Source organism: Nonomuraea sp. CA-143628, assembly GCF_050942315.1.
Classification (GTDB): Bacteria; Actinomycetota; Actinomycetes; order Streptosporangiales; family Streptosporangiaceae; genus Nonomuraea.
The window spans coordinates 5,385,704-5,409,625 of sequence record NZ_CP192072.1 but is presented as its reverse complement, the minus strand read 5'-3'; the positions used below and the strand labels follow the sequence as shown (position 1 = coordinate 5,409,625).

The 23,922-nt window shown below is 69.3% G+C and carries 25 protein-coding genes; 6 read left to right on the top strand and 19 right to left on the bottom strand.

Features of this window, described 5'->3' with window-relative positions; translation table 11 throughout:
• Positions 1 to 8: 8 nt before the first annotated feature.
• From ACQP2T_RS24750 to ACQP2T_RS24720, 7 genes are all read right to left on the bottom strand, one after another.
• Complete coding sequence (locus ACQP2T_RS24750; RefSeq protein WP_225291347.1) at positions 9 to 893, bottom strand: carbohydrate ABC transporter permease; 885 nt, start codon at positions 891 to 893, stop codon at positions 9 to 11.
• An 11-nt stretch (positions 894 to 904) separates the two neighbouring features.
• Entirely contained in the window at positions 905 to 1,876 is a 972-nt protein-coding gene (locus tag ACQP2T_RS24745; RefSeq protein ID WP_225291348.1) for an ABC transporter permease, read from the bottom strand.
• 55 nt (positions 1,877 to 1,931) lie between these two features.
• On the bottom strand, positions 1,932 to 3,479 hold the full coding sequence (locus tag ACQP2T_RS24740) for an extracellular solute-binding protein (protein WP_433518427.1): 1,548 nt from the start codon (positions 3,477 to 3,479) through the stop codon (positions 1,932 to 1,934).
• A complete protein-coding gene (locus ACQP2T_RS24735) occupies positions 3,476 to 4,105 on the bottom strand; it encodes a YesL family protein (RefSeq protein ID WP_433518426.1) in 630 nt (209 codons plus the stop codon). Before ACQP2T_RS24735 ends, ACQP2T_RS24740 begins: the two co-directional genes overlap by 4 nt.
• Positions 4,106 to 4,228: 123 nt before the next feature.
• Positions 4,229 to 4,885, bottom strand: a complete 657-nt coding sequence (locus ACQP2T_RS24730) for a DUF1961 family protein (RefSeq protein ID WP_433518425.1) — start codon at positions 4,883 to 4,885, stop codon at positions 4,229 to 4,231.
• 98 nt (positions 4,886 to 4,983) lie between these two features.
• Positions 4,984 to 6,051: a LacI family DNA-binding transcriptional regulator gene (locus ACQP2T_RS24725; protein ID WP_433518424.1), complete on the bottom strand. Its 1,068-nt coding sequence runs from the start codon at positions 6,049 to 6,051 to the stop codon at positions 4,984 to 4,986.
• A 135-nt stretch (positions 6,052 to 6,186) separates the two neighbouring features.
• Positions 6,187 to 6,864, bottom strand: coding sequence for an acVLRF1 family peptidyl-tRNA hydrolase (locus tag ACQP2T_RS24720; protein WP_433518423.1), 678 nt, complete (start codon positions 6,862 to 6,864; stop codon positions 6,187 to 6,189).
• Positions 6,865 to 7,112: 248 nt separating this feature from the next.
• Here ACQP2T_RS24720 and ACQP2T_RS24715 point away from each other — a divergent pair, with 248 nt between their 5' ends.
• Together ACQP2T_RS24715 and ACQP2T_RS24710 are read left to right on the top strand one after the other, a co-directional pair.
• Complete coding sequence (locus tag ACQP2T_RS24715; protein ID WP_433518422.1) at positions 7,113 to 8,135, top strand: EAL domain-containing protein; 1,023 nt, start codon at positions 7,113 to 7,115, stop codon at positions 8,133 to 8,135.
• 24 nt (positions 8,136 to 8,159) lie between these two features.
• Positions 8,160 to 8,954 carry an endonuclease/exonuclease/phosphatase family protein gene (locus ACQP2T_RS24710; protein ID WP_433518421.1) on the top strand — a complete coding sequence of 265 codons (795 nt, stop codon included), beginning with the start codon at positions 8,160 to 8,162 and terminating at the stop codon, positions 8,952 to 8,954.
• Positions 8,955 to 8,986: 32 nt separating this feature from the next.
• Here ACQP2T_RS24710 and ACQP2T_RS24705 read toward each other — a convergent pair whose 3' ends face one another.
• The 7 genes from ACQP2T_RS24705 to ACQP2T_RS24675 form a co-directional block, all read right to left on the bottom strand.
• Positions 8,987 to 9,592 (bottom strand): response regulator transcription factor, encoded by a 606-nt coding sequence (locus tag ACQP2T_RS24705; RefSeq protein WP_433518420.1) that lies wholly within the window; start codon positions 9,590 to 9,592, stop codon positions 8,987 to 8,989.
• Positions 9,589 to 10,722 carry a sensor histidine kinase gene (locus ACQP2T_RS24700; protein ID WP_433518419.1) on the bottom strand — a complete coding sequence of 378 codons (1,134 nt, stop codon included), beginning with the start codon at positions 10,720 to 10,722 and terminating at the stop codon, positions 9,589 to 9,591. The genes ACQP2T_RS24705 and ACQP2T_RS24700 overlap by 4 nt, the downstream gene beginning before the upstream one ends.
• The gene (locus ACQP2T_RS24695; protein ID WP_433518418.1) at positions 10,719 to 11,453 is read right to left on the bottom strand and encodes an ABC transporter permease; all 735 of its coding nucleotides are present in this window, start codon (positions 11,451 to 11,453) and stop codon (positions 10,719 to 10,721) included. The genes ACQP2T_RS24700 and ACQP2T_RS24695 overlap by 4 nt, the downstream gene beginning before the upstream one ends.
• Entirely contained in the window at positions 11,453 to 12,337 is an 885-nt protein-coding gene (locus ACQP2T_RS24690; protein WP_433518417.1) for an ABC transporter ATP-binding protein, read from the bottom strand. Before ACQP2T_RS24690 ends, ACQP2T_RS24695 begins: the two co-directional genes overlap by 1 nt.
• 69 nt (positions 12,338 to 12,406) lie before the next feature.
• Positions 12,407 to 13,009, bottom strand: coding sequence for a carbonic anhydrase (locus ACQP2T_RS24685; RefSeq protein WP_433518416.1), 603 nt, complete (start codon positions 13,007 to 13,009; stop codon positions 12,407 to 12,409).
• A gap of 43 nt (positions 13,010 to 13,052) precedes the next feature.
• Positions 13,053 to 13,898 (bottom strand): ATP phosphoribosyltransferase, encoded by an 846-nt coding sequence (hisG, locus tag ACQP2T_RS24680; RefSeq protein ID WP_433518415.1) that lies wholly within the window; start codon positions 13,896 to 13,898, stop codon positions 13,053 to 13,055.
• A gap of 62 nt (positions 13,899 to 13,960) precedes the next feature.
• Positions 13,961 to 14,224, bottom strand: a complete 264-nt coding sequence (locus ACQP2T_RS24675) for a phosphoribosyl-ATP diphosphatase (protein ID WP_357958461.1) — start codon at positions 14,222 to 14,224, stop codon at positions 13,961 to 13,963.
• 188 nt (positions 14,225 to 14,412) lie between these two features.
• On the opposite strand from ACQP2T_RS24675, the gene ACQP2T_RS24670 reads away from it, so the two are divergent.
• The 4 genes from ACQP2T_RS24670 (at position 14,413) to ACQP2T_RS24655 (ending at position 18,643) form a co-directional block, all read left to right on the top strand.
• The gene (locus ACQP2T_RS24670; protein WP_433518414.1) at positions 14,413 to 15,579 is read left to right on the top strand and encodes a cytochrome P450; all 1,167 of its coding nucleotides are present in this window, start codon (positions 14,413 to 14,415) and stop codon (positions 15,577 to 15,579) included.
• 85 nt (positions 15,580 to 15,664) lie between these two features.
• The gene (locus ACQP2T_RS24665) at positions 15,665 to 16,855 is read left to right on the top strand and encodes an MFS transporter (RefSeq protein ID WP_433518413.1); all 1,191 of its coding nucleotides are present in this window, start codon (positions 15,665 to 15,667) and stop codon (positions 16,853 to 16,855) included.
• A gap of 148 nt (positions 16,856 to 17,003) precedes the next feature.
• A complete protein-coding gene (locus ACQP2T_RS24660) occupies positions 17,004 to 17,792 on the top strand; it encodes a MerR family transcriptional regulator (protein WP_433518412.1) in 789 nt (262 codons plus the stop codon).
• The gene (locus ACQP2T_RS24655) at positions 17,792 to 18,643 is read left to right on the top strand and encodes a hypothetical protein (protein ID WP_433519826.1); all 852 of its coding nucleotides are present in this window, start codon (positions 17,792 to 17,794) and stop codon (positions 18,641 to 18,643) included. Before ACQP2T_RS24660 ends, ACQP2T_RS24655 begins: the two co-directional genes overlap by 1 nt.
• A 186-nt stretch (positions 18,644 to 18,829) precedes the next feature.
• Here the strand turns inward: ACQP2T_RS24655 and ACQP2T_RS24650 are convergent, their stop codons facing one another.
• From ACQP2T_RS24650 to sufC, 5 genes are all read right to left on the bottom strand, one after another.
• Positions 18,830 to 20,800 (bottom strand): DEAD/DEAH box helicase, encoded by a 1,971-nt coding sequence (locus ACQP2T_RS24650; protein ID WP_433518411.1) that lies wholly within the window; start codon positions 20,798 to 20,800, stop codon positions 18,830 to 18,832.
• A 315-nt stretch (positions 20,801 to 21,115) separates the two neighbouring features.
• A complete protein-coding gene (locus tag ACQP2T_RS24645) occupies positions 21,116 to 21,475 on the bottom strand; it encodes a metal-sulfur cluster assembly factor (protein ID WP_357656615.1) in 360 nt (119 codons plus the stop codon).
• Positions 21,472 to 21,912 carry a Fe-S cluster assembly sulfur transfer protein SufU gene (sufU, locus tag ACQP2T_RS24640; protein ID WP_433518410.1) on the bottom strand — a complete coding sequence of 147 codons (441 nt, stop codon included), beginning with the start codon at positions 21,910 to 21,912 and terminating at the stop codon, positions 21,472 to 21,474. Before sufU ends, ACQP2T_RS24645 begins: the two co-directional genes overlap by 4 nt.
• A 2-nt stretch (positions 21,913 to 21,914) precedes the next feature.
• Positions 21,915 to 23,177 carry a cysteine desulfurase gene (locus tag ACQP2T_RS24635; protein ID WP_433518409.1) on the bottom strand — a complete coding sequence of 421 codons (1,263 nt, stop codon included), beginning with the start codon at positions 23,175 to 23,177 and terminating at the stop codon, positions 21,915 to 21,917.
• Complete coding sequence (gene sufC, locus ACQP2T_RS24630; RefSeq protein WP_433518408.1) at positions 23,174 to 23,920, bottom strand: Fe-S cluster assembly ATPase SufC; 747 nt, start codon at positions 23,918 to 23,920, stop codon at positions 23,174 to 23,176. Before sufC ends, ACQP2T_RS24635 begins: the two co-directional genes overlap by 4 nt.
• Positions 23,921 to 23,922: the final 2 nt, after the last annotated feature.

Here is a 23,922-nt window from a genome sequence, read left to right as displayed (position 1 = left end):
GGCTCGGGTCACTCCTTGACCGACCCGAGCAGCACGCCCTTGCTGAAGTGCTTCTGCAGGAACGGGTAGAAGAACAGGATCGGCAGCGTCGCGATGACGACCACCGCGAACTTCAGTCCCTGGGTGGGGAAGAACACGGACTCCAGCATGGCCATCGCGTTCTGGGCGTCAGGGCTGGTCAGCTGCCTGACGAGCACCTGCAGCGTCCACTTCTTGGAGTCGTCGATGTACAGCAGCGGCGACATGTAGTCGTTCCAGATGCCCACCGCGTAGAACAGCGAGAACGTCGCGATGATCGGCTTCGACAGGGGCAGCACGATCTTGAAGAAGACGCCCATCTCGTTGCAGCCGTCGATGCGCGCCGCCTCTTCCAGCGCCTGCGGCAGCTCCTGGAAGAAGCTCTTCACGATGATCAGATAGAACGGGTTGATCGCCAGCGGCAGGATCAGCGCCCAGTAGCTGTCGAGCAGCCCCAGGTCCCGCACCACCAGGTAGGTGGGGATCATGCCGCCGGTGAAGACCAGCGTGAAGATGACCAGGTTCAGGACCAGTGTCCGTCCCGGCAGGTACCGCTTGGCCAGCGGGTAGGCCATCGTGAACGTCAGCAGCACCTGCACCACCGTGCCCACCGCCGTCACGCAGATCGTGGTGAGCAGCGCCCGGACGAACGTGCCCGAGTCGAAGATGTACTCGTAGGTGGTGGTGACGAACTTCTCCGGCCACAGGAAGAACGGCCGCGAGGCGATCTCCGCCTCCGAGGCGAACGATCCGGCCAGCACGTACAGCAGCGGCAGGATCGTGATCAGCGCCAGGAACAGCAGCACGGCGATGTTGAGCACATCGAACACGCGGCTGCTGAGCGTGTGCTGGTGTGTGGGCGACTGGTTGGGCATTCAAGCGCTCCTTAGAACAGGCCACGCTGGCCGAGGCGCTTGGCCAGCCAGTTGGAGCCGAAGATCAGGAGGACGCCCACCAGTCCCTTGAACAGGCCGACGGCCGTGGAGTAGCTGAAGGCGCCCTGGGTGATGCCCATGTAGTAGACGAAGGTGTCGAACACGTCCGCCGACGAGCGGTTCAGCGCGCCGGTCATCAGCCAGATCTGCTCGAAACCGGTGTCGAGCAGGTGACCCGAGGTCAGGACGGCCATCACCACGATCGTGGGCCGGATCGCGGGCAGCGTGATGTGCCAGAACTGCCGGAAGCGCCCGGCGCCGTCCATGCGGGCCGCCTCGTACAGGTCGGTGTTCACGCCCGCCAGCGCGGCCAGGTAGATGATCGTGCCCCAGCCGGTCTGCTTCCACAGCAGCTGGAAGACGATGATCGGCCGGAACCAGTCGGGCTGGGCCACATAGTCGACCTTCTTGCCGCCGAGCAGCTCGTGGAAGAAGGTGGCGATCACCCCGAAGTCCACGGAGAACAGCAGGTACGTCAGTGAGGCGACGATCGTCCAGGACAGGAAGTGCGGAATGTAGACCAGCGACTGGATCGACCGCTTGAGCACGCTGTGCCGCAGCTCGTTCAGCATGAGCGCGACGATGATCGGCGCCGGGAAGACGAAGACCGCCGTCAGCAGCGCCAGGATGAGCGTGTTGAACATCAGGCGGCCGAAGTCCGGCCCGTTGAACAGCTCCTCGAAGTGCTTGAAGCCGACCCACGGGCTGCCGGAGTAGCCGAGGAACGGCAGGAAGTCCTGGAAGGCGATGGTCACGCCGTACATCGGCAGGTACTTGAAGACGACGAAGTACGCGAGACCGGGCAGCAGCATCAGGTACAGCCAGCGGTAACGCAGCATGGCGGTCCGGAAGGTCAGCCTCTCGCGGGGACGCCCGGGCTTGGTGGCCGCCTTCACGGGAGGCGGCGCCAGGTCGGTGGCCACAGCCACCTCCTTTCACAGAAGGGGCCCGGGAGTGTCCCGGGCCCCTTGGGCGAGATCAGTTGCCGAGCTTGGAGACCAGGTCGTTGGTCTCCGCGGCGATCTGCGTGCCGCCGTTGTCGTACCAGCGCTTGATCTCCGCCTTCAGCCCCGCCTCGTCGATCGCGCCGGAGATGAACTTGATCCGGGCGTCGGTGATGATCGGGTCGAGGGTCTGGCCCTTGGCGATGGTGGTGGGCGCCATGACCGGGAGCGCCGGGTTGTGCACGGCGGTCTTCAGGTCCTCCTCGGCCAGCTTGGTGCGCAGCGTGACCTGGTCCTGGTGCGGCTTGTCCGGGTAGAGGTCCGGGTAGGCGCCGAGGCCGACGCTGGCGGTGGTGCCGAGCTGGATGAACGCCTTGTCCACGTCCTGCTGGATCTGCTTGATCTTGGGGTCGTCCTGGTTGATGCGGGCGGCGCTACCGTCCTGGACCTTGAAGTTGCGGCCCTCGAGCCCGTTGCTCAGCAGGATCCCGCCCTCCTTGGAGGCCATCTTGTTCAGGACCGTCAGCACCTCGTCGAGCTGCTGCTCGGTCTGCACGCTCTGCCGCGGAATGGCGATGACGCCGTTGTAGCCGGTGAACGGGGAGGAGAACTTCTTGCCGTCCGAGCGCTTGAGGTTGCCGACCGTGACGACCTTGTCGAAGTCCTTGGGGTCCTGCTCCTTGAACAGGTCGAGCAGGTTGGTGCCGCGGACGTTGACATCGATGATGATGCCGCCCTTGCCCTGGATGAACGGGTCGTTCCACTTGGCCGAGTCGAGGGTGGCGTAGTCGGGGTTGACCAGGCCCTCGTCGACCATCTTCTTGACGAACTTGTTCGCCTCGATGAACTCGGGGGTGTCGAAGCCGGGGACGAGCTTGCCGCCGCGCTCACCCCAGCCGTTCGGGGCGCCGAACCAGGTCTCGATCACGTCATAGGGGCTGGAGCTGGCGTACTGCGGGGACGGCCACTTCGGGATGATCAGACCGTAGGTGTCCTTCTTGCCGTTGCCGTCGGGGTCCTTCTCCGTGAACGCCTTGGCGATGTCGTAGAGGTCGTCGACGGTCTCAGGCGTCTTCAGCCCGAGCTTCTCCATCCACTGCTTGTTGATCACGACGGCCGAGCGGAGCAGGGGGCGGATCCGGTAGATGCCGTAGATCTTGCCGTTGGTGGAGGAGTTCCGGACCGTCTGCGCGTCCCGGTTCTTCAGGTTCGGGTACTTGTCCAGCTTGTCGGTCAGGTCCCAGAACGCCCCAGCCTGGGCGGCGCGGACGAACGACGAGGTCTTGTCGCCCTGGATGACCATGATCTGCGGCATCTTGTCCGAGGCCAGCGTGACGTTGGTCTTGTCGTTGTAGTCGGCGTTGGGCACCCAGGTGATCTGGAGCTTCTTGCCGACGAGCTTTTCGACCGCCTGCTGCATCTCGCCCTTGGGGTCGGGGGCCGTGCCGAACAGCGGGACCATCATGGTCACCGTGCCGCTGTCGGCCTCACTGCCCCCACCGCCGCTGGAGCACGCGGACGCGAGTAGCGCCGCCGTCAGCGTTAGTGCACCGGCGATCAGCCGGCGACGAGATGCGCTCATGAGTTCCCTTTCGAATGCAGGCGCGCCTCGTTCTCCTCGAAGAAACGCAGGCAGAGCCACGTGTTGAGATAGATCCACGCACCGATGCTGATCACCGCGGTGAGAACGGGCGCCGCCGAGGTCACGAAGACGATGGTTGCGAGCGCGAACAGCAGCACCACTGACGAGGCCGGCCGAGTGAGCGCTAACAGCGACGCTTTGGGCAGGTAGGCCCACAGCGGTAGCTCATAGTGCGCGTAGAGCGGCCCGAGATAGGTCCCCACCCCGGCCAGCGCCACCATCGCCACCAAGGTCGCGATCCGCAACGCTGCCGAGCCGGGCCCGAGAGCGGAGAAGTACAGGTAGTTGCCCACGAGGATGGTGCCGAGCACCGCCACCGGCAGGATCAGCAGCGAGGCGCGGACGAACTCCCGCCGGTAGACGGTCCAGAATTCCGGCCAGGCCTGAAACGATTCACCCTGGCTGTGCCGCCGGGCCAGCGTGTAGGCGGCGACGGTGGCGGGCCCGAGCCCGAGGATCACGCCACCCAGGAGGGTGAACACGATCCAGAGGAGGTTCAGCCGGGCCGCCCAGATGAGCTCTGAGCAGGCAGCTTGAATTCTGATCGACGTGGCGGGATGGTTCATCCGGCACCACCTTCTCGTGGCGTGTGCGCGGACACGGGGGTGGAGTGTTGCGCCGCCGTTCCTAGTCCGTTTCGTACGGGTGAACGGCGGTTGGTGCGAAATTAGTGTTGAATCGACTCAATGTCAATGACGTGAAACCCGCAGATTCGCATACTCCCCGATCATCGGGGCCATCTGCCGGAATCCGATCTTGCCGCCACGCAGCGCGGGACCACCAGTGCTCCCGTCGTCCGTCCAGCGGAACGAGACCACATCGTTGATCGAGAAGGTGATCTCGCCGGCCAGGACATCCAGGCGCACGGCGTACGGCCCGTCGGCGTCCAGCGCCGCGGGCAGCGGGTCGGCACCCTGTGCGACCAGGTGAAACCCGTGGCTCTTGCGCAGATTGCAGGTGTGCAGAGCGCGCTCCGAAGCCCACATCCGTCGGAAATAGGACACGTGGTAGGCATCGATGTCGCCGTGGTGATACTGCTCGTACGGCCCGTTACGCGGCGCGAGGCCCGGATCGAACAGATCCTCACCACCCCGGCCGCGGGCATGGAAGAACATGATGCACAGCCCCGGCTCCCTGACCGGCCAGAAGTCCCATTCGATCCGTACGTCGGCGGGCAGGTCCTCGGGGCACCACAGCACCACGTTGGCCGCCTGCCCGTCAGCGGGCGGTCTGAGGCTCTCCAGCCGCATCCGCCCCATCGGGAACGTCGTCGCCCCGTCTCCTTCCAGCCGGAATCCCGCCAGGTCGTCGGGGCCGGCGAGCGGGTTGCGGTAGATCTCCGTCAAGGTGGGCTCCTGTGCAGGTCGCGGTGTCCGTCACGGTGGGCTCCTGTGCAGGTCGCGGTGTCCGTCACGGTGGGCTCCTGTGCAGGTCGCGGTGTCCGTCACGGTGGGCTCCTGTGCAGGTCGCTGGACTGCCGCACCACCAGGTCCGGCTGGAAGATGACCTGCCGGTGCCGGTGCAGCTCGGGCTCCGCCACCTCCTCCAGCAGCAGGTCTATGGCCGTACGCCCGAGCAGCTCGCGCGGCTGGCCGACCGACGACAGGGGCACGGTCGCCGCCGCGGCGAAGTCGATGTCGTCGTAGCCGACGATCGCCATGTCATGCGGCACCCGCAGCCCGTGCGCGGCCATGGCCTGCAGGAACCCCAGGGCGAGCAGGTCGTTGGCGCAGAAGGCGGCCGTCGGCCGCTCCTCGGCGGGCAGCGCCGCCACGCGCTCGCCCGCGATCCGCCCGTGGGCCACGCTCAGCGCGGGCATGAACCAGGCGACCAGCTCGACCCCGCCACCCGGCCCGCCGCCGGGCTCGACTCCCCCGCCCGGCTCGGTATCTCGTGCCTCGGAGACGGCGCTGGTGATCCCTAAATGCCGGTCTCCCACCTGCTTGATCGACTTCGGCCCGCCGACGAACAGGATCTTGCGATGGCCCCGCTCGATCAGGTGTACGCCGGCGATGTGGCCGCCGAGCCGATCGTCGACCGCCACCGAGCACTGGAGCCCGGTGGCCGCGCTGTCGACGAGCACCACGGGCGTGCCCCTGGCAGCGAGCTCGGCCAGCCTCGGACTGCTCGCGTCGACCGGCGTGATCAGTATGCCCATCACCCGCTGCTGTTCGAGCTGGTCGAGATGGCGCAGCTCGCGGGCCGGGTCGGCGGCGCTGTTGCACAGCACCACCATGGTGTCGTGCTCGTCCGCCAGGGCGTCGGCGCCCTGTGCGACGTCGGCGAAGAACGGGTTGGCCACGTCGAGCACGATCAGGCCGACCGTGCGGCTGCGGCCGACCCGCAGGTGGCGGGCCACCTCGTTGCGGACGAAACCCAGCTCGCGGATCGCGTCGAAGACGCGCTTACGCGTGGCGGGGGAGACGATCTCGGGGCGGTTGAGCACGTTGCTCACCGTGCCCACGGAGACGCGTGCCCGCTGCGCGACCTCCTTGATGTTCGTGGTCGACATTGATCCTCACGAGGCCGCTCCATTGTTGAACGCGGCTTATCATAGCCTTACTCATGATCTTTTTGAATCGACTCAAGACACCGATCTTCCGGCGAGCATACACTCATGATTAGTGCTCCCCCGACGGGCGTGCCCTCAGGTCTTATTGCTTCCGCCCGTAGCGGGTGGGTCCACCACGCGGATGCGTACCGCGCGGAACAGCGCGGGCGTGTCCATGAGTACGGCCAGCCTCGGGTCGGGGACGACGAGGAACGGCTCCGTCTCCAGCGCCAGCAGGCCGGCCAGGCGCCGGTCGGCGCGCAGCGCGTCAACGGCCCGTCGATCGCCGCCGAGCACGACCGCGTCCAGCTCGCCCAGGCACGGCGACAGGACGCGCGCCACGGTCTCGGCCGCCGCCTCGAATGCCTGGTCCGCCTGGTTCCGGCGCCGTCTGGCGAAGCGCTGCTGCGACCACCCGCCCGCCGCGGTACGCCCCTGGACCAGACGGGACCCGACCTTGGACACTACCAGCCGCGACCCGTGGAACACGCCGGTCGCGTAACCGCCCATCCGTACCAGGATCACCCCCACGCGCCGCTCGGCCCGCGCGTGGGTGACGAGCCTGGTCACGTACGGTGGCCCGAGCGGCAGGGGCGGGAAGGGCACGTGCAGCTCCGCCAGCGCCCCGTCGGCGGCCACCAGGCGCACGACCAGCTCGTCGCCGGTGGCCTCGAACGGACCGTGCCGGTCGGCGAAGCCATCGATCCACGGGTGCACGCGCTCGGGCACGACGGACACCCACCGTCCCCCGCCCTTGGCCGGTCGCGCGCTCATGGGGGGAAGGTTAGCCGACCGTGGACCGGAGCCCGCGCGCCAAGAGGCCGGCCAACCGGAGCCCGCGTGACCGGAAGAGCGGCCAACCAGACCGCGCGCCGAAAATAGGGCCGCCCGCGTGCCCGAAAAGCCAGCCGGCCAGGGTCCGCGCCTGCCCCTCCCCGAGGGCCGGGAACTCTGAACGAAATATCGGTGAATTTCGTTTCGAGTCACTTCTGCCGAACCTGACACAAGCCCATCATCGCTACGTGTCTTCCCTGCTCACCAGCCCCGTGGTGGACCTCGACACGGGAGCCGTCATCGCGCGCCCGGCGGTCATAGACGCGGCGGGCTACCTCCGCCCCGACCCGCTACCGGTCGTACTGGAGTTGCCCATGCGGATCGTCCTGGGAGGCGCGGGGGCGCTGGCTCCCCTGCACGAGGCGCTGCGACGGTCGGGCAGGCACCCGCGCGAGGCCATCGTGCTGCTCACCGGCCCGTGCGGGCCCGCCGACCGCCCGGTGCTGAACGTGACGCTCAACGGGCTGCGCAACCTCGGCTACCTGCTGGGCTTCGCCGACGTGGGCGCGGAGAGCGTGCCCCTCGACGTCATCGCCGACGCCTCCCCGTACCTGCTGGCCCTGGCCCCGGAGCCCATTGGAGGGCTGCCCGGCGACCACCGGCCGGCGGCGGTGGCGCGGGCGGTCGTGGCGCTGGCCCGCGGCCTCGGCGCGCACGCGCTGGTCTCGGGGGTCGAGCGCGAGACGCAGCTGACCGCGGTGCGCGGCTGGGAGGTGCGGCTGGCCTGCGGGCCGCTGCTGAGCCCTGGACCCGATGGGAAGGTACGGGTGCCGCTCCCGCCCACTGAGGAGCCGTCGGCCACGGTACAGCTCGGGCCGCGCGTGCAGGAGTTCCTGCTGCCCGCCGTGACGCTGCCGGCCGGGGCCAAGGCGGAGGAGGTGGTGGCGGCGTTCGGGCAGGAGCCGTCGATCACCAGTGTGATCCTGGTGGACGAGTACCAGCGGCCCAAAGGGAGTCTGGACCGCAGCCGGTTCCTGCTGTCGTTCGCGGCCCGTTACGGGCACGCGCTGCACGGCGCGAAGCCCGCCCAGCGCCTGGCCGACCCGCCGCGCACGGTGCCGAAGACCACCCCCGCCGTGGCGGCCATGCGGGCGGCGGGCCAGGACTCCGGCCGCGTCTACGACGACCTGGTGGTGACCGACGAGCTGAACCGCTGCCTGGGCATCGTGCGGGTGTCGGACCTCATCCGGCACGTGGCCTGGGCAGGATGATCAATACAGGATAAAAGTGGTGACATGGACTGGACCCAGCCGTACGGACCGCTGATCGAGACCACCATGCGCGTACTGACCTGGAACGTCTGGGGAGAGTACGGCCCGCACGCCGAACGGTCCGCGGGAATCGGCAAGCTCGTCGGCGAGCTCGACCCCGACGTGATCACCCTGCAGGAGTGGGCGGGCCAGGCGACGGGCCTCGGCTACCACGAGGCGCACTCCTCGGGCCCGCTGCCCTGCGCGGTGCTGTCGCGCTGGCCGATCATCCGCCGGGAGGAGCACACTCTTCCGGGCGGCGCGACGGCGAGCACGGGGAAGCCGGCTGAAGCGATGGCGGGCAACGTGCTGTTCTGCGAGCTGGCGGGCCCGCGCGGGCCACTCCAGGTCTTCAGCGTGATCATCGGCTCCGTCCGGCTCGACGAGTCGGAGGTACGCCAGGCGCAGGTACGCGAGTTGACGGCGTACGTGGCCGCGACCGCTTCCCGGCGGCATCCGGCACTGGTGTGCGGCGACTTCAACGCGCCGCCGGACAGCGACGAGATGAGGATGCTGACCGGCAAGAGCGCGCCCGGCACGCCCGGCGTGGTGTTCTACGACGCCTGGGAGGTGGCCGGTCCCGGTGGTCACGGGCATACCTGGAGCAACGCCAACCCGTGGGCCCGGCCGGGCCTGTACCCGCCTCGCCGCATCGACTACGTGCTGAGCGCCTGGCCGCGCGCGGGCGGGGCGGGCCATCCGGTGCGCTGCGAGGTGGTGGGCGACGAGCCCGAGCCCGCCTCCGACCACTACGCGGTCCTGGCCGAGCTGCGCTACTAGCGCCGCTTTCCTGGCGCCGCGTTACCAGAACCTCAGAGCCACCCTTGTGACTTGGCGCGCTGGACCGCCTCGATGCGGTTGCGGGCATGCGTCTTCTGGATGGCCGACGACAGGTAGTTGCGTACCGTGCCTTCCGACAGGTGCAGGTGCCGGGCTATGTCGCCGATGGTCGAGCCGTCGACCGCCGCGGCCAGCACGTCCCGCTCGCGCGCCGACAGCGGATTGGGCCCCGCGCTGAGCGCCGCCGCCGCCAGGCCCGGGTCGATGACGCGCTCCCCCGCGTGTACGCGCCTGATCGCCGCCGCCAGCTCCCGGGCCGGGCTGTCCTTGACCAGGAAGGCCACCGCTCCCGCTTCCATGGCGGTCCGCAGGTAACCGGGACGGCCGAACGTGGTCAGGATCATCACCCGGCAGCCGGGCACCTGCGAGGTGATCTTGGCACTAGCGCTGAGGCCGTCCATGACGGGCATCTCGATGTCGAGCAGCGCGATGTCAGGCAGTTGCTGGACCGCGACGGCCACGGCCGCCTCGCCGTCGGCCGCCTCGCCGACGACCTCGATGTCGGGCTCCAGGCCGAGCAGCGAGGCCAGGGCGCCGCGCACCATGGCCTGGTCCTCGGCCAGGATCACGCGGATCACGCCGCCGCTCCCACGGGGACCAGCACCCGCAGCCGGAAGCCCGCCTTGGCCCCCGGCCCTGCCTCGACGTTCCCGCCCGCTTCGCGCACCCGCTCGGTCAGCCCTTCCAAACCACTGCCGAGCCGGAACGGCTGCTCGCCCCGCCCGTCGTCCATGATCTCCAGGATGGCGTGTTCGCCGTCGTACGTCACCTCGATCCGGCAGTTACTGGCCCGCGCGTGCCGTACGACATTGGTGGTGCCCTCGCGTACCGCCCAGCCGAACAGGCCGTCGAGCAGGCCGGGCAGCGGCGTGCCCGAGACCCGCACCAGCGGCTCCACGCCCGCCGCCCGCAGCACGGCCCTGGCGTTGTCGAGCTCTTCCGGCAGGCTGCGCTGCCGGTAACCGGTGACGGCCTCGCGTACCTCCGTCAGTGCCTTCCTGGCGACGGTCTCGATGTCCTGGATCTCCTGGAGCACCTTCGGGGAGTCCTCGGCCAGCCGCCCGGCCAGCTCGCTCTTGAGCACGATCAGCGACAGGCTGTGGCCGAGCAGGTCGTGCAGGTCGCGGGCGATGCGCAGCCGCTCGTCCGCCGCGGCGAGCCGGGCCACCTCGCCCTGCGCTTCACGCAGCCGCACGGCCAGCAGCCGGGTGTTGCGTACGCCGATGAACAGCGCGCCCAGCGTGACCACCTCCAGTCCCAGGATGAGGAGGGTCTCGCTGTCGGAATGGTGCAGCAGCCCACCGCCGATGACGACGGCCAGCATTCCGGCGATGCCGAAGACCGCCCGCCGGGCCGGCAGGATCATGGCGTAGATCACCGTGGAGTAGATGGGCAGGGCCAACCAGCCGCCGCCGAAGACGAACGCGCCGACCACCACCTGCGCCGTGGTGAAGGCGAGCAGCGGGTACGTCGACCGCGACCACTCCTTCATGCTGCGCGGGCTCGCGACGGTCGCCAGGTACGAGATCACGAACGCGATCAGCGACACCCACGCCCAGACGGCCTTGGCCCCGGTGAACTCCCCGCTCAGGATCTCCGCCACCGGGAAGAACAGGTAGACCATGCCGAAGCAGATCCCGAACAGCCGCCGGTAGCGGGACGAGGTCTCGCCCGTCCCGCCGAAGGTAAACCTGTCGGTCCAGCTCATGCCCGAACAGTAGCCCGCCGGTAGGCGTAGGCGGCCGCGCCGCCGAGCACGATCCCCCACGCCACCACGATCAGCGCGTCGGACATGGGCACGCCGTGGCCGGCGATCACGTTCCAGCCGAGGCTGGCGTAGTGGTAGGACGGCATGAAGCCGGCGATGGTCCGTATCGTGCCGCCGATGGCGTCGATGGGAAACCAGAGGCCGCCGAGCAGCGACAGGGCGAACATACAGATCATCGCGGCGGGCTGGGCGGCGTCGGCGCTCAGCAGGGAGCCGATGAACAACCCGAGCGCGATGAACGGGATCGCCCCTACCCACAGCGACAGCAGCAGCGCCACCCACTGGCCGGCGGGCATCGACACGCCCTGCTGCAGCACGGCCGCCACGCTGACCAGCAGCAGGGACGGCAGCACGAGGACCATCGCGGCGCCGAGCTTGGTGGCGATGATCGCCCAGCTCGGCAGCGGGGTGATCTGCAGCTGACGCAGCCAGCCGGACTGCCGCTCCTGCGCCCAGGGCACGGCCGAGCTCATCATGGACGAGGCGAGCGCGCCGTAGGAGGCCATCGACACCAGCAGGTAGGTGCTCATCCGCACGCCGGCCGCGTCTGTCTGGGTGCCGTAGATGTTGGCGTTGATCAGGTAGAACACGACGGGGAACAGCACCACGAAGATGATGTACCGGCGGTTGCGCAGCATCCGCAGCGCCTCGGTCTTGGCGTAGTAGAGCATCAGGACTCCCTGGTGAGGGCGAGGAAGGCGTCCTCTAGGTCGGCGCCGGCGAGGTGGAGGCCGCGCACGTCGAGCGTGGTGCCCCGGTAGAGGCCGGCGAGGGTCGCGTCGGCGTCGGAGGTGCGCAGCGTGGCCGTGCCCGCGGCGATCTCGACCGCCGTCACTCCGGGCAGCAGGTCGAGCCCGGCCGCGGGCTGCTCGCCGAGGGTGAAGCGGATGACCTGCCCGCCGACGCCCGCCTTGATCTGCGCGGCGGTGCCGTCGGCGACCACCTTGCCCCTGGCGATGACGATCACCCGGTCGGAGTGCTCGTCGGCCTCCTCCAGGTAGTGCGTGGCGAACAGCACGGTCCGGCCGCCCGCCGCGTACGCGCGCATGCTCTCCCAGAACCGCAGCCGGGACTCCACGTCCATGGCCGCGGTCGGCTCGTCCAGCAGCAGCGTCTTGGGCGCGCCCGCGATGGCCAGGGCGAACCTGACGCGCTGGGACTGGCCGCCCGACAGCTTGTTCGTGCGCCGCTTCACCAGATCGGTGAGGTCGGCCAGCTTGAGGATCTCCGCCAGGTCCAGCGGGTGAGGGTACAGGTTGCGGACCAGGTCGATGAGCTCCTGGACCGTCAGCTCGGGGATGAGCTGGCCGCTCTGCAGCATGGCGCCCATCTGGCCGGCCGCGACCGCCTGGCGGGGGGTGCGGCCGTACACGCTGACCGTCCCCCTGGAGGGCCGCAGCAGGCCGAGCAGCATGTTGATGGAGGTCGACTTGCCCGCGCCGTTGGGGCCGAGCAGGGCCACGGTCTTGCCGGGCTCTATCTCCAGGGACACATCATCGACGGCAAGGACGTCCCCGTAGTCCTTGCTGACGTGGTCGAACACGATGGCGTTCATGGCATCAACGCTAGGGCGGTGGATCTTGCCTGGTTAGTGCGTTACTTCCGGGGTTGACGGTGACATTTGTCAGGCGACGCGCCGCACCAGCCCGGTGTCGAGGCTGTAGTAGGCGCCGACCACGGTGGCCTTGCCGGATAACAGGGCGTCGGCTCTCAGCACCGACACCGTCCGTACGATGTGCGCGTGGACCATGTCATCCACCTCGCCGCTGGAGCAGGCATAAACCGGTTCGAGGGCGGCGACGATGCTGGGCAGTTCCCCGGGCAGCGTCTCCCGCTCGCGCAGCGCCCTGGCCGCCGCGGTGACGGCGCCGCAGCGCTGGTGTCCCAGGACGACGACGAGGCTGGCGCGTAAGTCCTGCGGGCCGTACTGGACCGCCGCGGTGACGAGCCGGTCGACGGTGTGCGCCGCCGTACGGACGACGAGCAGATCGCCCAGCCCGGCGTCGAAGACAACCTCGGGCGGCACCCGCGAGTCGATGCACGACAGCACCACCGCGTAGGGAGACTGCCCCGCCGCCACCTGCCTCCTGCGGGCGGGGTCCTGGCGAGGGCGGCGGGACGCGCCCGCCGCCCAGCGCCGGTTACCGCGCTGCAACGCCGCCCAGGCCTGCAGGGCGGCGGCATCACAGAACGGGACATAACTACGAGCAAGCGTTTCGTCACCCACAGCTAGCTGATTCCCGGACGGGACATCACCTAGCGGACAGATCTCAGAGGCGGCAGGCGTAGATGTCGGTGGCCAGGATGGCCCTTGCCCCGATCTCCCAGAGCTGGTCCATCACCTGCTGGTGCCCGCGCCGCCGGACCATCACCCGGACGGCGACCCAGCCCTCGCGGTGCAGCGGCGAGACCGTGGGCCCCTCCATGCCGGGCGTGAGCGCGATGGCCTCCTCGATCCGCTCGGCGCGGATGTCGTAGTCCATCATCACGAAGTCGCGGGCGTGCACGACGCCCTGCAGGCGGCGGACGAGCTGCTCGATGCCGGTGTCCGCGCCGTTGCCCTGCTGCCTGATCAGCACGGCCTCGGAGCGCATGATCGGCTCGCCGAACACCTCCAGGCCGACGTTGCGCAGCGTGGTGCCGGTCTCCACGACGTCGGCGACCGCGTCGGCCACGCCCAGCCTGATGGCGGTCTCGACCGCGCCGTCGAGCTTGATGACGCGGGCGTCGACGCCGGACTCCGACAGGTATTTGCCGAGCAGCCCGGCGTAGGAGGTGGCGATGCGCAGGCCGTCGAGGTCCTTGACCGACGTCATGGCACCGGCCCTGGCGGCCAGCCGGAAGGTGGAGCCGCCGAAGCCCAGCGGCATGATCTCCTCGACGGGTGCACCGGAGTCGATCCGCATGTCCCGGCCGGTGATGCCGGCGTCGAGCGTGCCCTCGCCGACGTAGACCGCGATGTCGCGCGGGCGCAGGAAGAACAGCTCGCAACCGTTGTCCTCGTCGACGACGACGAGCTCCTTGCTGTCCTTGCGGGACCGGTAACCGGCCTCCTTGAGCATGGTCTGGGCGGCCTCACTGAGCGCGCCCTTGTTGGGTACGGCCAGACGCAACATGTCCGTGGTGTCCTTGGTGTCTCGCGGGCTGTTAGGTGTACGGGCTGACGGGCGCGGGCGCCCTAGAGATGCTTGTACACCTCGTCCAGCCCGATGCCCTTGGCGAGCATGAGCACCTGAACGTGGTAGAGCAGCTGGGAGATCTCCTCGGCGGCTCGGTCACTCGACTCGTGCTCGGCGGCCATCCAGCTCTCGGCGGCCTCCTCGACGACCTTCTTGCCGATGGCATGGACGCCGGCGTCGAGGGCGGCCACGGTGCCCGAACCCTCGGGTCGGGTGCGTGCCTTCTCTGACAGCTCGGCGAACAGCTCTTCGAAGGTCTTCATGATCTCTCTCGTCGGTCGGCTGGCATGCGTGACAAGCCTAGTCTGCGCGCGTGGGTCAACGGACCCCCGTCCGCCACGCGAGACGCCGCCGCGGCTATAGAGCTGTTGACTATCAGATCTTGGTCATCTATCGTCACACCGGCTAAATCAATTGTTTGGGGCAATTATTCGCGATTTATGGAGACTTAGTGTCGACGGAAAGTCCCTTTCCGCATTCGCTCCGTGTCCTACTAAAACCGGAAATACTCCGGAATCCAGCACCCGTCTATGCCGCCTGGCGAGAAACCGAGCCGTTCTTCTGGTACGGCGAACTCGGCACCTGGGTGCTCACCCGGTATGCCGACTGCGCCGCCGTACTCAAAGGGCTGGACCGTTTCACCTCCGACTGGCGGCGGCTCGGCGAGCGGACGCCCGCCGAGCTGGTCATGTTGCAGACCGTCGATCCGCCCGACCACCCGCCCGTACGGCGGCTGCTCACCGCCGCCTACCGGGCCCAGGACCACGCGGCGCTGGCCGGACGCACCGAGCAGCGGGTACGGCGGCACCTGGCGGCGCTGGCGGGCACCGAGTTCGACTTCGTCCACCGGCTGGCCATCCCGCTGACCGTGGAGACGATCTGTGAGGTGCTGGGCGTGGATCCCCCGGACCTCGACTGGCTCAACTCCGTTTCCCCGCCCGTCATCGACACCATGGACGGCGGTCTGCGCCCCGAGGTGATACCGGCGGGCCTGGCCGCGCGGGCCGAACTCGACGCGTTAATGGAACGTTGGATGGTCGAGCATCACCCGGACGGCATGTTCGCATATATCAGTAAAAAGCTACCCGGCGCCAGCGTCGACCGCCAACTGGTGCTGAATTCGCTCCGCTCCACCTTCCACGCCGGCTTCGAATCCTCGGCCCGATTGCTGACGCTCTCCCTCCTGGCCCTGACCGAAAATCCCGACAGCCTCCGCGAATTCTCCAAAAATCCCGATTTAGCCGTTGAAGAGTTGATTCGCTATACCAGCCAGGTCCAGGTGCTCGCCCGCGGCTGCCTGACCGACACCGAAGTCGGCGGCCGGAAGGTCCGCAAGGGAGAGGGCGTGACGCTGATCATCGGCGCCGCCAACCGCGACCCCGCCGCCTTCCCCGACCCCGACACCCTTCGGCTGGACCGCTCCCCCAATCCCCACCTCGGCTTCGGCCGCGGCCTGCACGCCTGTTTGGGAGCCGGTATCGCCGCGATGCAGACCAGGGCGCTGTTCACCGAGCTCGCCCGCGGTTACCCGGCCGTCAGGCCGAGCGCCGAGCCGGTGATGTGGGACAGCGGCACCCTGCGCGGCGTACGGACTCTGCCCGTCGACCTGGGGAGGTGACCAGGCATGCGATACGCCTACTGACCGACGGTCGCCGTGGCCGGGGCAGGCCACGGCGACCGACACTTCACCTGGGGGGAACTCGATGAACCAGCCGGCGCCCACCCGCGCCCGATACCGGGACGCGCTGGCCGTGCCCGAGTTCCGGGCGATCTTCCTGTCGCATGTCGTCTGCATGCTGGGCACGATCGTGACCCAGTTCGCCCTCACCGTGCTGGTCTACCGCCAGACCGGCTCACCCTTCCTGGCCGCGCTGGTGTTCACCGTGGCGTTCGTCCCCTACCTGTTCGGCGGGGTGCTGCTGTCAGCACTGGCCGATCGGGTGGCGATCCGGCGCCTGCTGGTGGGCTGCAACCTGACGACGGCCGCGCTGGCCGCGGCCATGGCACTGCCCGGCTTACCCGTAGGCGTCGTGCTGGTGCTGGCGTTCGGGATGGGCCTGGTGGCCCCGGTCTTCGCGGGCGCGCGGGCCGCGGTGCTGCCGCGCGTGCTCGACGGCGAGGTCTACATCGCGGGCCGCAGCCTGTTCCGGCTGGTGGCGCAGGCCGCGCAGGTGGGCGGGTTCGCGCTCGGCGGGCTGCTGCTCATCGCACTGACCCCGCGCGCCGCCCTCCTGCTCAACACGGGCGCCTTCCTGGTGTCGGCGGCGCTGCTCGCCATAGGGGTCGAGGCCCGTCCCGCCGCCGCCTCGGCCCGGTCGCTCTCGCTCGTACGCGACTCGCTGGCGGGGCTCGGGCGGGTCTTCCGGCTGGTACGGCTGCGCCGCGTCCTGGTGTTCGGCTGGGCCGTGCCCGCCATCGGGGTGACACCCGAGGCACTGGCGGCGCCGTACGCCCACCTTGCCGGGTTCGGGACGGTAGGGCTGGGGCTCCTGATGTCGGCCCTGCCGGTCGGCACGGTCCTGGGTGAGCTCCTGTGCCTGTGGATCCCCTCGCCCGCCGGACGGCTGCGGCTGGTCGTGCCGCTGGCGCTGCTGATGTTCCTGCCGCAACTCGCCTTCGGCCTGCGCCCCGGACTGCCGTTCGCGGTCGGGCTGCTCGTGCTGTCGGGCATGGGCCTGGCGCACCACCTGGGACTGGACCAGCTCCTCATGGACACGGCCCCGGAGGAGGTGGTGGGCAGGGCATTGAGCATCCAGACGGCGGGGCTGATGTTCTGGCAGGGCATCGGCTTCGCCGTGGCAGGCTCGGCCGCCCAGTTGCTCTCACCGCCGGTGGTCATCACGGCCGCCGCGGTAGCCGGCCTCGCCCTGGTACCACTGCTCCGCCCCCGCTAGACATCCCCAAAGGGGCATCCCTCCCAAGGGACACCAGTCACAACGGACCGCCTTCTCCACCGAAGGGGGCATTCCCCTCAAAGAACCCCAGCCACAACGGACCGTGCGATTTGACCTTGCCGTAGCGTCAACGTGTCCAATAGGCCCCATGAGGATCGGCGAGCTTGCCGCACTGGCCGGGGTGTCCACCCGGACCGTGCGCCACTACCACCACCTGAACCTTCTCCCCGAGCCAGAACGGCTGGCCAACGGCTACCGGGAGTACCGGTTGCGAGACGCCGTGGCCCTCACCCGCGTACGCAGGCTGGCCGAGCTGGGCATGTCCCTGGACGAGATCCGCGACGTCCTGGCCGACGACCGGGGCCGGGAGCTGCGGGAAGTGCTCCTGGAGCTGGACGCCGACCTGGCCCGGCAGCAGGAGACGATCGGTCTCAGGCGGAACCGGCTGGCCGCGCTCCTGGCGGAGACGGACCTGCATCCCGACTCGACGGTGTCGCCGGAAATGGCGACGGTCCTGCGCGATCTGTCCGTCGAGGGCTCGAAGTTCGCCGAAATGGACCGGGAGCTGCTGGCTCTGATGGACACTGTGGCCGACCCCGCCGACCGGGCCGAGTTCATCGATCTGTTCCGCCCGCTCACCGAGCCCGAGGCGCTCGCTCGGGGACACGCCCTCTACGCGCGGCTGGACGAGCTCGCCGACGCCGACCCCGGCGACCCCCGCGTCACCACGCTCGCCGCCGACCTCGCCGCGCACTTTCCCGACGAGATGGTGACGGCGATGCTCGCGAACCTGGACTCGGCGCCCGATCACATGCGCCCGGCCACCCCCGAGGACGCAGATGGCGGGCAGTGGCTGACGACGATGTACGGCGAGATGCCCGCCGCCCAGGCCGAGGTGTTCCGGCTGGTCATGGTCATGCTGAAGGAGCGAGCGTGATGGTGCGGGTCGCGCGCGCCGTGCTGTTCGCCATGGTGCCCATGGAGCTGCTGCTCGCGGTCCTGCTCGTGTCCGGCGTGTCGCTGCCCGGCCCGCTGGTCGCGGCGGCCGAGGCGGCCGTCGTCGCCGTGCTCGTGCTGGAGGCGGTGACCCTGTACCGGCTGTTCGGCGCCGAGCGCCGGGGCGGCGCGGACCGGCGGACGGCGTTGCGGGCGGCCTATGGGCGGCTGGTCCCCGATCAGGTGCGGCGGATCGTGGGGTTCGACGCGAAGGGCATGGTCAGCCTCGCCCTGTGGGTCGCGCGGCGCCGCCACGGCGTGCCGCAGGGCGCCACCGCCCTCTCCTACTCCCGCGCGCAGACCTCCACGATGATGATCTTCCTGTTCGCGATGGTCATGGAGTTGATCGTCGCGGAGATCTTGCTGCGGGCGTTCGGCGCGCCGGTCGGCCTGCGCACCGTGTTCCTCGTGGTGGACGCCTATACGGTCCTGGTGGTGCTCGCGGTCATCGCGGCCTGCGTCACCCGGCCCCACGTCGTCTCCGCCGAGGAGGTACGCATCCGTTACGGCGCGTTCTTCGATTTGCGCGTCCCGCGCGAGCGGATCGCCCAGGTACGCCAGGTCCGCAACTTCAACGAGAACGGCACGATCAAGGTGGAGGTGGCGGGCGACCGGCTGGTCGTGGCGGTGGCCTCCCAGACCAACCTGATCCTCGAACTGACCGAACCGATCATCGCCGTCCGCCCCCTCGGCCGACGCGCCGAGGCCCGCGTGATCCGCTTCTTCGCCGACGATCCCGGAGCCGCGATGCACGCGCTGCGGCCCCGCCGGGAACACGTACCCGACTCCTGAGCGCAAAACGGCGCTGCCCGCCGTACCCCCGTTGAAGGGGTACGGCGGGCAGCGCCGTGCGTTGGTCAGCGTCGGCCACCGGCGCTCACCGGTGACCCGTCTGGGTCACCGATCGAAGCAGTGGCCGGAAACCGCCAGGGTCACCGGTCGAAGCAACAGCCGGTGCCGCTACGGAAACCGCCAGGGTCAGCGGTCGAAGCGGCGGCCGGTGCCGCTGCGGAAGCCGCCGTTGCCACGGTCGTCGGAGCGGTAGCCGCCACGCTCGTCCGAGCGGGCCCCGCCAGAGCGGTAGCCGTCGCGCGGACGGTCGTCGGTGCGGGCGGAACGGTCGCGGTCGGCCGAGAACGGGCGGCCACGGTCGCCACCGGCGGCGCGGGAGCCGCGGTCGTCCGAGCGGTAGCCGCCGCCACGCGGGCCGCGGTCGTCGGAACGGAAGCCACCCTGACGGTCGTCCGAGCGGTAACCACCCTGACGGTCATCGGAGCGGTAGCCGCCCTGACGGTCGTTGGAACGGTAGCCGCCACCCTGGCGGTCGTCCGAGCGCGCTCCGCTCTGACGGTCGTCGGAGCGGTAGCCGCCGCGCGGGCCGTCCGAGCGGGCCGGGCGGTCGTCGCGGTAGCCGCCGCCACGCGGGCCACGGTCACCGCCACGGTAGCCGCCGCCCTGGCCGCGGTCGCCGCCCCGGTCCTCGCCGAAGGTGCGGGGCTCCTGCGAGCCGCCCTCGGCGTGCCGGCGCGGGTAGCGGTCATCGCCGTCGTGACGACGGGGGCGCCGGTCGTCGCCCGAGGCGAAGGGGCGCTGCCCATCCTCGTGGCGGCGCGGACGGCGCTCGCCGTCGAACTCGCGGCGCGGACGGCGCCCGCGACGCTCGGAGCCACCGTGGCCGCCTTCGCGGCGGGGACGCAGCGGCTTGCGGACGTCGGGCTCCCAGACGGGGATGGGCTCGCCGCTCGGGACGCGGGCGCCCGTCACCTCGGCCAGACGGGGGTGGCCCGGCTCGGCCTTGAGGCGGAACGGGTGGATCCCGGCCCGGCGGGTGAGCTGGTCGGTCGAACGGCGCTCGCTCGGCAGCACCAGGGTGACCACGGTGCCCTTCTCGCCGGCGCGGGCGGTGCGGCCGCCGCGGTGCAGGTAGCTCTTGTGGTCCTGCGGCGGGTCGACGTGCAGCACAAGGCTGATGTTGTCGACGTGGATGCCGCGCGCCGCGACGTCGGTGCAGACGAGCACGTTGACGGAGCCCTCACGGAACTCGGCCAGGATGCGGGTGCGCTGGTTCTGGCGCTTGCCGCCGTGCAGGCCGCCCGACTTGATGCCGACGCGGGCCAGTTGCTTGCAGAGCCGGTCGACGCCGTGCTGGGTGCGGACGAAGATGATCGTACGGCCCTCGCGGTTGGCGATCTCCGCCGTGACGTCGAACTTGTCGTCACGCGAGACCTGCACCACGTGGTGCTCCATGAGCTCGACCGGGGAGGTCGCGGGGGCCACGGAGTGCGTGATCGGGTCCTTGAGGAAGCGCCGCACCAGCTTGTCGACGTCGCCGTCGAGCGTGGCCGAGAACAGCAGCCGCTGCCCGTCGGCCGGAGTCTGCGCGAGCAGCTCGGTGACGACGGGGAAGAAGCCCAGGTCGCACATGTGGTCGGCCTCGTCGAGGACGCTGACCTCGACGTCGCCCAGCGAGCACTCACCCTGGCGGATGAGGTCGCCCAGGCGGCCGGGGGTGGCGATGACGACGTCGACGCCGCGGCGCAGCGCCTCGATCTGCTTGCCCATCGACATGCCGCCGACGACGACCTTCATGCGCAGGCCGAGGCCCCGGCCGAGCGGCTCGAGGGCGTCGTGCACCTGGAGCGCGAGCTCACGGGTGGGGACGAGGATCATCGCGCGGGGGCGGCCCGGCGTGGGCCGGACACCGGAGATGCGGGCCATGAGGGGCAGCCCGAAGGCGAGGGTCTTGCCGGAGCCGGTCTGGCCGCGGCCGAGCACGTTGGCGCCGGTCAGGACGTCGGGGATGGTCGCGCTCTGGATCGGGAACGGGCTGTCGATGCCCTGCTTGGCCAGCCCGGAGACGAGCGGCTTCGGCAGGCCGAGCAGCTCGAACCCGGACGGACCCGGCTCGGGGGTGCTCTCGTTGAGCTCGGGCAGGACAGCGTCAAGCATGGTCACGAACTTCGTGCCTTTCAGTCGAAGTGGCGCGTCACTTCTGCGAAAAGGACGAGCCGGGACGTACGGCGGTGCCGTAGTTCATTGCGAGGCGCAGGTGACAGGCACCTGCTGGGTGGGGACTGGCCCGGAGGACAGGCCGTCTACGCGCACCCATTTGCCGGCCGCAGGCGGCGTTGAAACGCACATTGGTGCGCTAGGTGCACGTGTTGCCAACACGAGGAAGACACCATGTATTCCCCGAGTTGTCCGAATTTCGGACTTTGGCAGGCTGAAGCGGCTGACACCGAGATGCCAGCCGTACAGCAACGATCAGACGTTGAAGCCTAGCATACGAAGCTGCTCGCGCCCTTCGTCAGTGATCTTGTCCGGTCCCCACGGCGGGAGCCAGACCCAATTGATCTTAACATCGGAGACCATGCCCTCGAGCGCGGAATGCGCTTGATCCTCGATGACATCGGTCAGCGGGCAGGCCGCGCTGGTCAGCGTCATGTCGATGGTGGCCACGGGCTGGCCACCCTCGGCGGGGTCGAGATTGAGCCCGTAGATCAGGCCCAGGTCGACGACGTTGATGCCGAGCTCGGGGTCGACGACGTCCTTGAGCGCCTCCATGACCTCGTCGACGGTGGCCTCACCGTCGAACCCGGTCGGTGTCTCCACCGGCTTGCTCATCGCGCAGCACTCCTCACTACAGCGTCCTTGTAGGCCATCCACGACAACAGCGCGCACTTCACGCGCGCGGGGAACTTGGCCACGCCCGCGAACGCCACCGCGTCGCCGAGCACGTCCTCGTCGGCCTCCACCTTGCCCCGGCCTTGCATGAGCCGGGTGAACTCGTCGACCACGGACAGCGTCTCCTCGACCGTCGAGCCGGTGGTCAGCTCGTGCAGCACAGAGGCGGCGGCCTGGCTGATCGAACAGCCCTGCCCATCGTAGGAGACGTCCTCGATCTTGCCGGCCTCGCCCAGCCTGACCCGGAGCGTGATCTCGTCGCCGCACGTGGGGTTCACGTGGTGAACCTCGGCGTCGTAGGGATCACGCAGTCCCCGCCCCTGCGGGTGCTTGTAGTGTTCCAGGATAAGTTCCTGGTACATCGACTCGCCGATCATGGCTATGCGAACACCTTCTGAACGTGATGGAGGCCGCGGACCAAGGCGTCGATCTCGTCCGTGGTGTTGTACAGATAGAACGACGCCCTGGTGGTCGCCGGTATTCCGAAGCGCAGGTGCAGCGGTCGCGCGCAGTGGTGGCCGACCCGCACCGCGATGCCGAACTCGTCGTCGAGCAGTTGCCCGACGTCGTGCGGGTGGATGCCCTCGAGCGTGAACGACAGGGTGGCGCCCCGCTGGTCGAGCGAGTCGGGCCCGATCAGGCGCAGCGTGGGCACCTGGCGCAGCGCGTCGAGGGCGTAGGCCGTCAGGCCGCGCTCGTGCGCCTCGATGGCCTCCATGCCGACACCGGTCAGGTAGTCGACGGCCGCGCCGAGGCCGATGGCCTCGACGATCGGCGGCGTGCCCGCCTCGAACTTGTGCGGAACCGGCGCGTACGTCGAGTGGTCCATCCAGACGGCCTCGATCATCTCGCCGCCGCCCATGAACGGGGGCATGGCGTCGAGCAGCTCGGCCCGGCCCCACAGGACGCCGATGCCCGAGGGGCCGACCATCTTGTGGCCGGTGAAGGCCACGAAGTCGACACCCAGCGCGGCCATGTCCACGGCGTGGTGCGGGACCGACTGGGAGGCGTCGAGCATCACCAGCGCGCCCACCTCACGGGCCCGCCGGAGCACGTCGGCGACCGGGTTGACGGTGCCGAGCACGTTGGACTGGTGCGCGATCGACACGATCTTCGTGCGCTCGGTGATCAGTCCTGAAATATCCGAAATATCGAGGCGGCCGTCGTCCGTGACGCCGAACCACTTCAGGGTCGCCCCCGTGCGCTGCACCAGGAACTGCCACGGCACGATGTTGGAGTGGTGCTCCATCTCGGAGATCACCACCTCGTCGCCGGGGCCGAGGGTGAAGCGGGGGTCGGTGTTGCCCGGGTTGCCGAAGGAGTAGGCGACCAGGTTGAGCGCCTCGGAGGCGTTCTTGGTGAAGATCACCTCGTCGCGCGACGGGGCGCCGATGAACTCGGCCACCTTGTCGCGCGCGTTCTCGTAGGCCTCGGTCGACTCCGCGCCGAGCGCGTGCATGGCCCGCCCGACGTTGCTGTAGTGCATCGCCAGGTGCTCGCGGACGGTCTCGACGACCGCCGTGGGCTTCTGTGAGGAGTTGCCCGAGTCGAGGTAGACGAGCGGACGCCCGCCGGGCAGCTCGCGGGAGAGAACCGGGAAGTCCTTCCTGATCCTCTCCACGTCCAAGCTGGTGGAAGTCATGCAAGCGCCTTCGTGTACTGCTCGTAGCCTTCGGCCTCGAGCTTGTCGGCCAGCTCCGGCCCGCCCTCCTCCACGATCTTGCCGCCGGCGAAGACGTGGACGAAGTCGGGCTTCACGTACCGCAGGATTCGGGTGTAGTGCGTGATCAGCAGGATGCCCGTGTCGCCCGAGGCGCGGAAGCGGTTGATGCCCTCCGACACCACGCGCAGCGCGTCGACGTCGAGGCCGGAGTCGGTCTCGTCGAGCACCGCGATCTTCGGCTGGAGCAGCTCCAGCTGGAGGATCTCGTGGCGCTTCTTCTCACCGCCGGAGAAGCCCTCGTTGAGGTTGCGCTGGGCGAACGCGGCGTCGATGGACAGCGCGTCCATGCCGCTCTTGAGGTCCTTGGCGAACTGGCGCAGCTTGGGCGCCTCGCCGCGGATCGCGGTGACCGCGGAGCGCAGGAAGTTGGAGACCGACACGCCCGGGACCTCGACCGGGTACTGCATGGCGAGGAACAGGCCGGCGCGGGCCCGCTCGTCGACGGTCAGCTCCAGCAGGTCGACGCCGTCGAGCAGCACCTCGCCGCCGGTGATGGTGTATTTCGGGTGACCGGCGATGGCGTAGGCGAGGGTGGACTTGCCGGAGCCGTTCGGGCCCATGATGGCGTGGGTCTTGCCCGACTGCACGGTGAGGTTGACGCCGCGCAGGATTTCCTTGTCCTCGACGGCGACCTTCAGGTCACGGATCTCAAGGGTGGACATGT

What these genes read in the sequence shown, in the direction of transcription:
- ACQP2T_RS24735 (WP_433518426.1), bottom strand. Translation starts at nt 4,105, where the DNA reads ATGAACCATCCCGCCACGTCGATCAGAATTCAAGCTGCCTGCTCAGAG.
- ACQP2T_RS24635 (WP_433518409.1), bottom strand. Translation starts at nt 23,177, where the DNA reads ATGACTTCCACCAGCTTGGACGTGGAGAGGATCAGGAAGGACTTCCCG.
- ACQP2T_RS24650 (WP_433518411.1), bottom strand. Translation starts at nt 20,800, where the DNA reads ATGCTTGACGCTGTCCTGCCCGAGCTCAACGAGAGCACCCCCGAGCCG.
- ACQP2T_RS24675 (WP_357958461.1), bottom strand. Translation starts at nt 14,224, where the DNA reads ATGAAGACCTTCGAAGAGCTGTTCGCCGAGCTGTCAGAGAAGGCACGC.
- ACQP2T_RS24740 (WP_433518427.1), bottom strand. Translation starts at nt 3,479, where the DNA reads ATGAGCGCATCTCGTCGCCGGCTGATCGCCGGTGCACTAACGCTGACG.
- ACQP2T_RS24665 (WP_433518413.1), top strand. Translation starts at nt 15,665, where the DNA reads ATGAACCAGCCGGCGCCCACCCGCGCCCGATACCGGGACGCGCTGGCC.
- hisG (WP_433518415.1), bottom strand. Translation starts at nt 13,898, where the DNA reads ATGTTGCGTCTGGCCGTACCCAACAAGGGCGCGCTCAGTGAGGCCGCC.
- sufU (WP_433518410.1), bottom strand. Translation starts at nt 21,912, where the DNA reads ATGATCGGCGAGTCGATGTACCAGGAACTTATCCTGGAACACTACAAG.
- ACQP2T_RS24645 (WP_357656615.1), bottom strand. Translation starts at nt 21,475, where the DNA reads ATGAGCAAGCCGGTGGAGACACCGACCGGGTTCGACGGTGAGGCCACC.
- ACQP2T_RS24750 (WP_225291347.1), bottom strand. Translation starts at nt 893, where the DNA reads ATGCCCAACCAGTCGCCCACACACCAGCACACGCTCAGCAGCCGCGTG.
- ACQP2T_RS24720 (WP_433518423.1), bottom strand. Translation starts at nt 6,864, where the DNA reads ATGAGCGCGCGACCGGCCAAGGGCGGGGGACGGTGGGTGTCCGTCGTG.
- ACQP2T_RS24700 (WP_433518419.1), bottom strand. Translation starts at nt 10,722, where the DNA reads ATGAGCTGGACCGACAGGTTTACCTTCGGCGGGACGGGCGAGACCTCG.
- ACQP2T_RS24660 (WP_433518412.1), top strand. Translation starts at nt 17,004, where the DNA reads ATGAGGATCGGCGAGCTTGCCGCACTGGCCGGGGTGTCCACCCGGACC.
- ACQP2T_RS24690 (WP_433518417.1), bottom strand. Translation starts at nt 12,337, where the DNA reads ATGAACGCCATCGTGTTCGACCACGTCAGCAAGGACTACGGGGACGTC.
- ACQP2T_RS24725 (WP_433518424.1), bottom strand. Translation starts at nt 6,051, where the DNA reads ATGTCGACCACGAACATCAAGGAGGTCGCGCAGCGGGCACGCGTCTCC.
- sufC (WP_433518408.1), bottom strand. Translation starts at nt 23,920, where the DNA reads ATGTCCACCCTTGAGATCCGTGACCTGAAGGTCGCCGTCGAGGACAAG.
- ACQP2T_RS24710 (WP_433518421.1), top strand. Translation starts at nt 8,160, where the DNA reads ATGGACTGGACCCAGCCGTACGGACCGCTGATCGAGACCACCATGCGC.
- ACQP2T_RS24695 (WP_433518418.1), bottom strand. Translation starts at nt 11,453, where the DNA reads ATGCTCTACTACGCCAAGACCGAGGCGCTGCGGATGCTGCGCAACCGC.
- ACQP2T_RS24655 (WP_433519826.1), top strand. Translation starts at nt 17,792, where the DNA reads ATGGTGCGGGTCGCGCGCGCCGTGCTGTTCGCCATGGTGCCCATGGAG.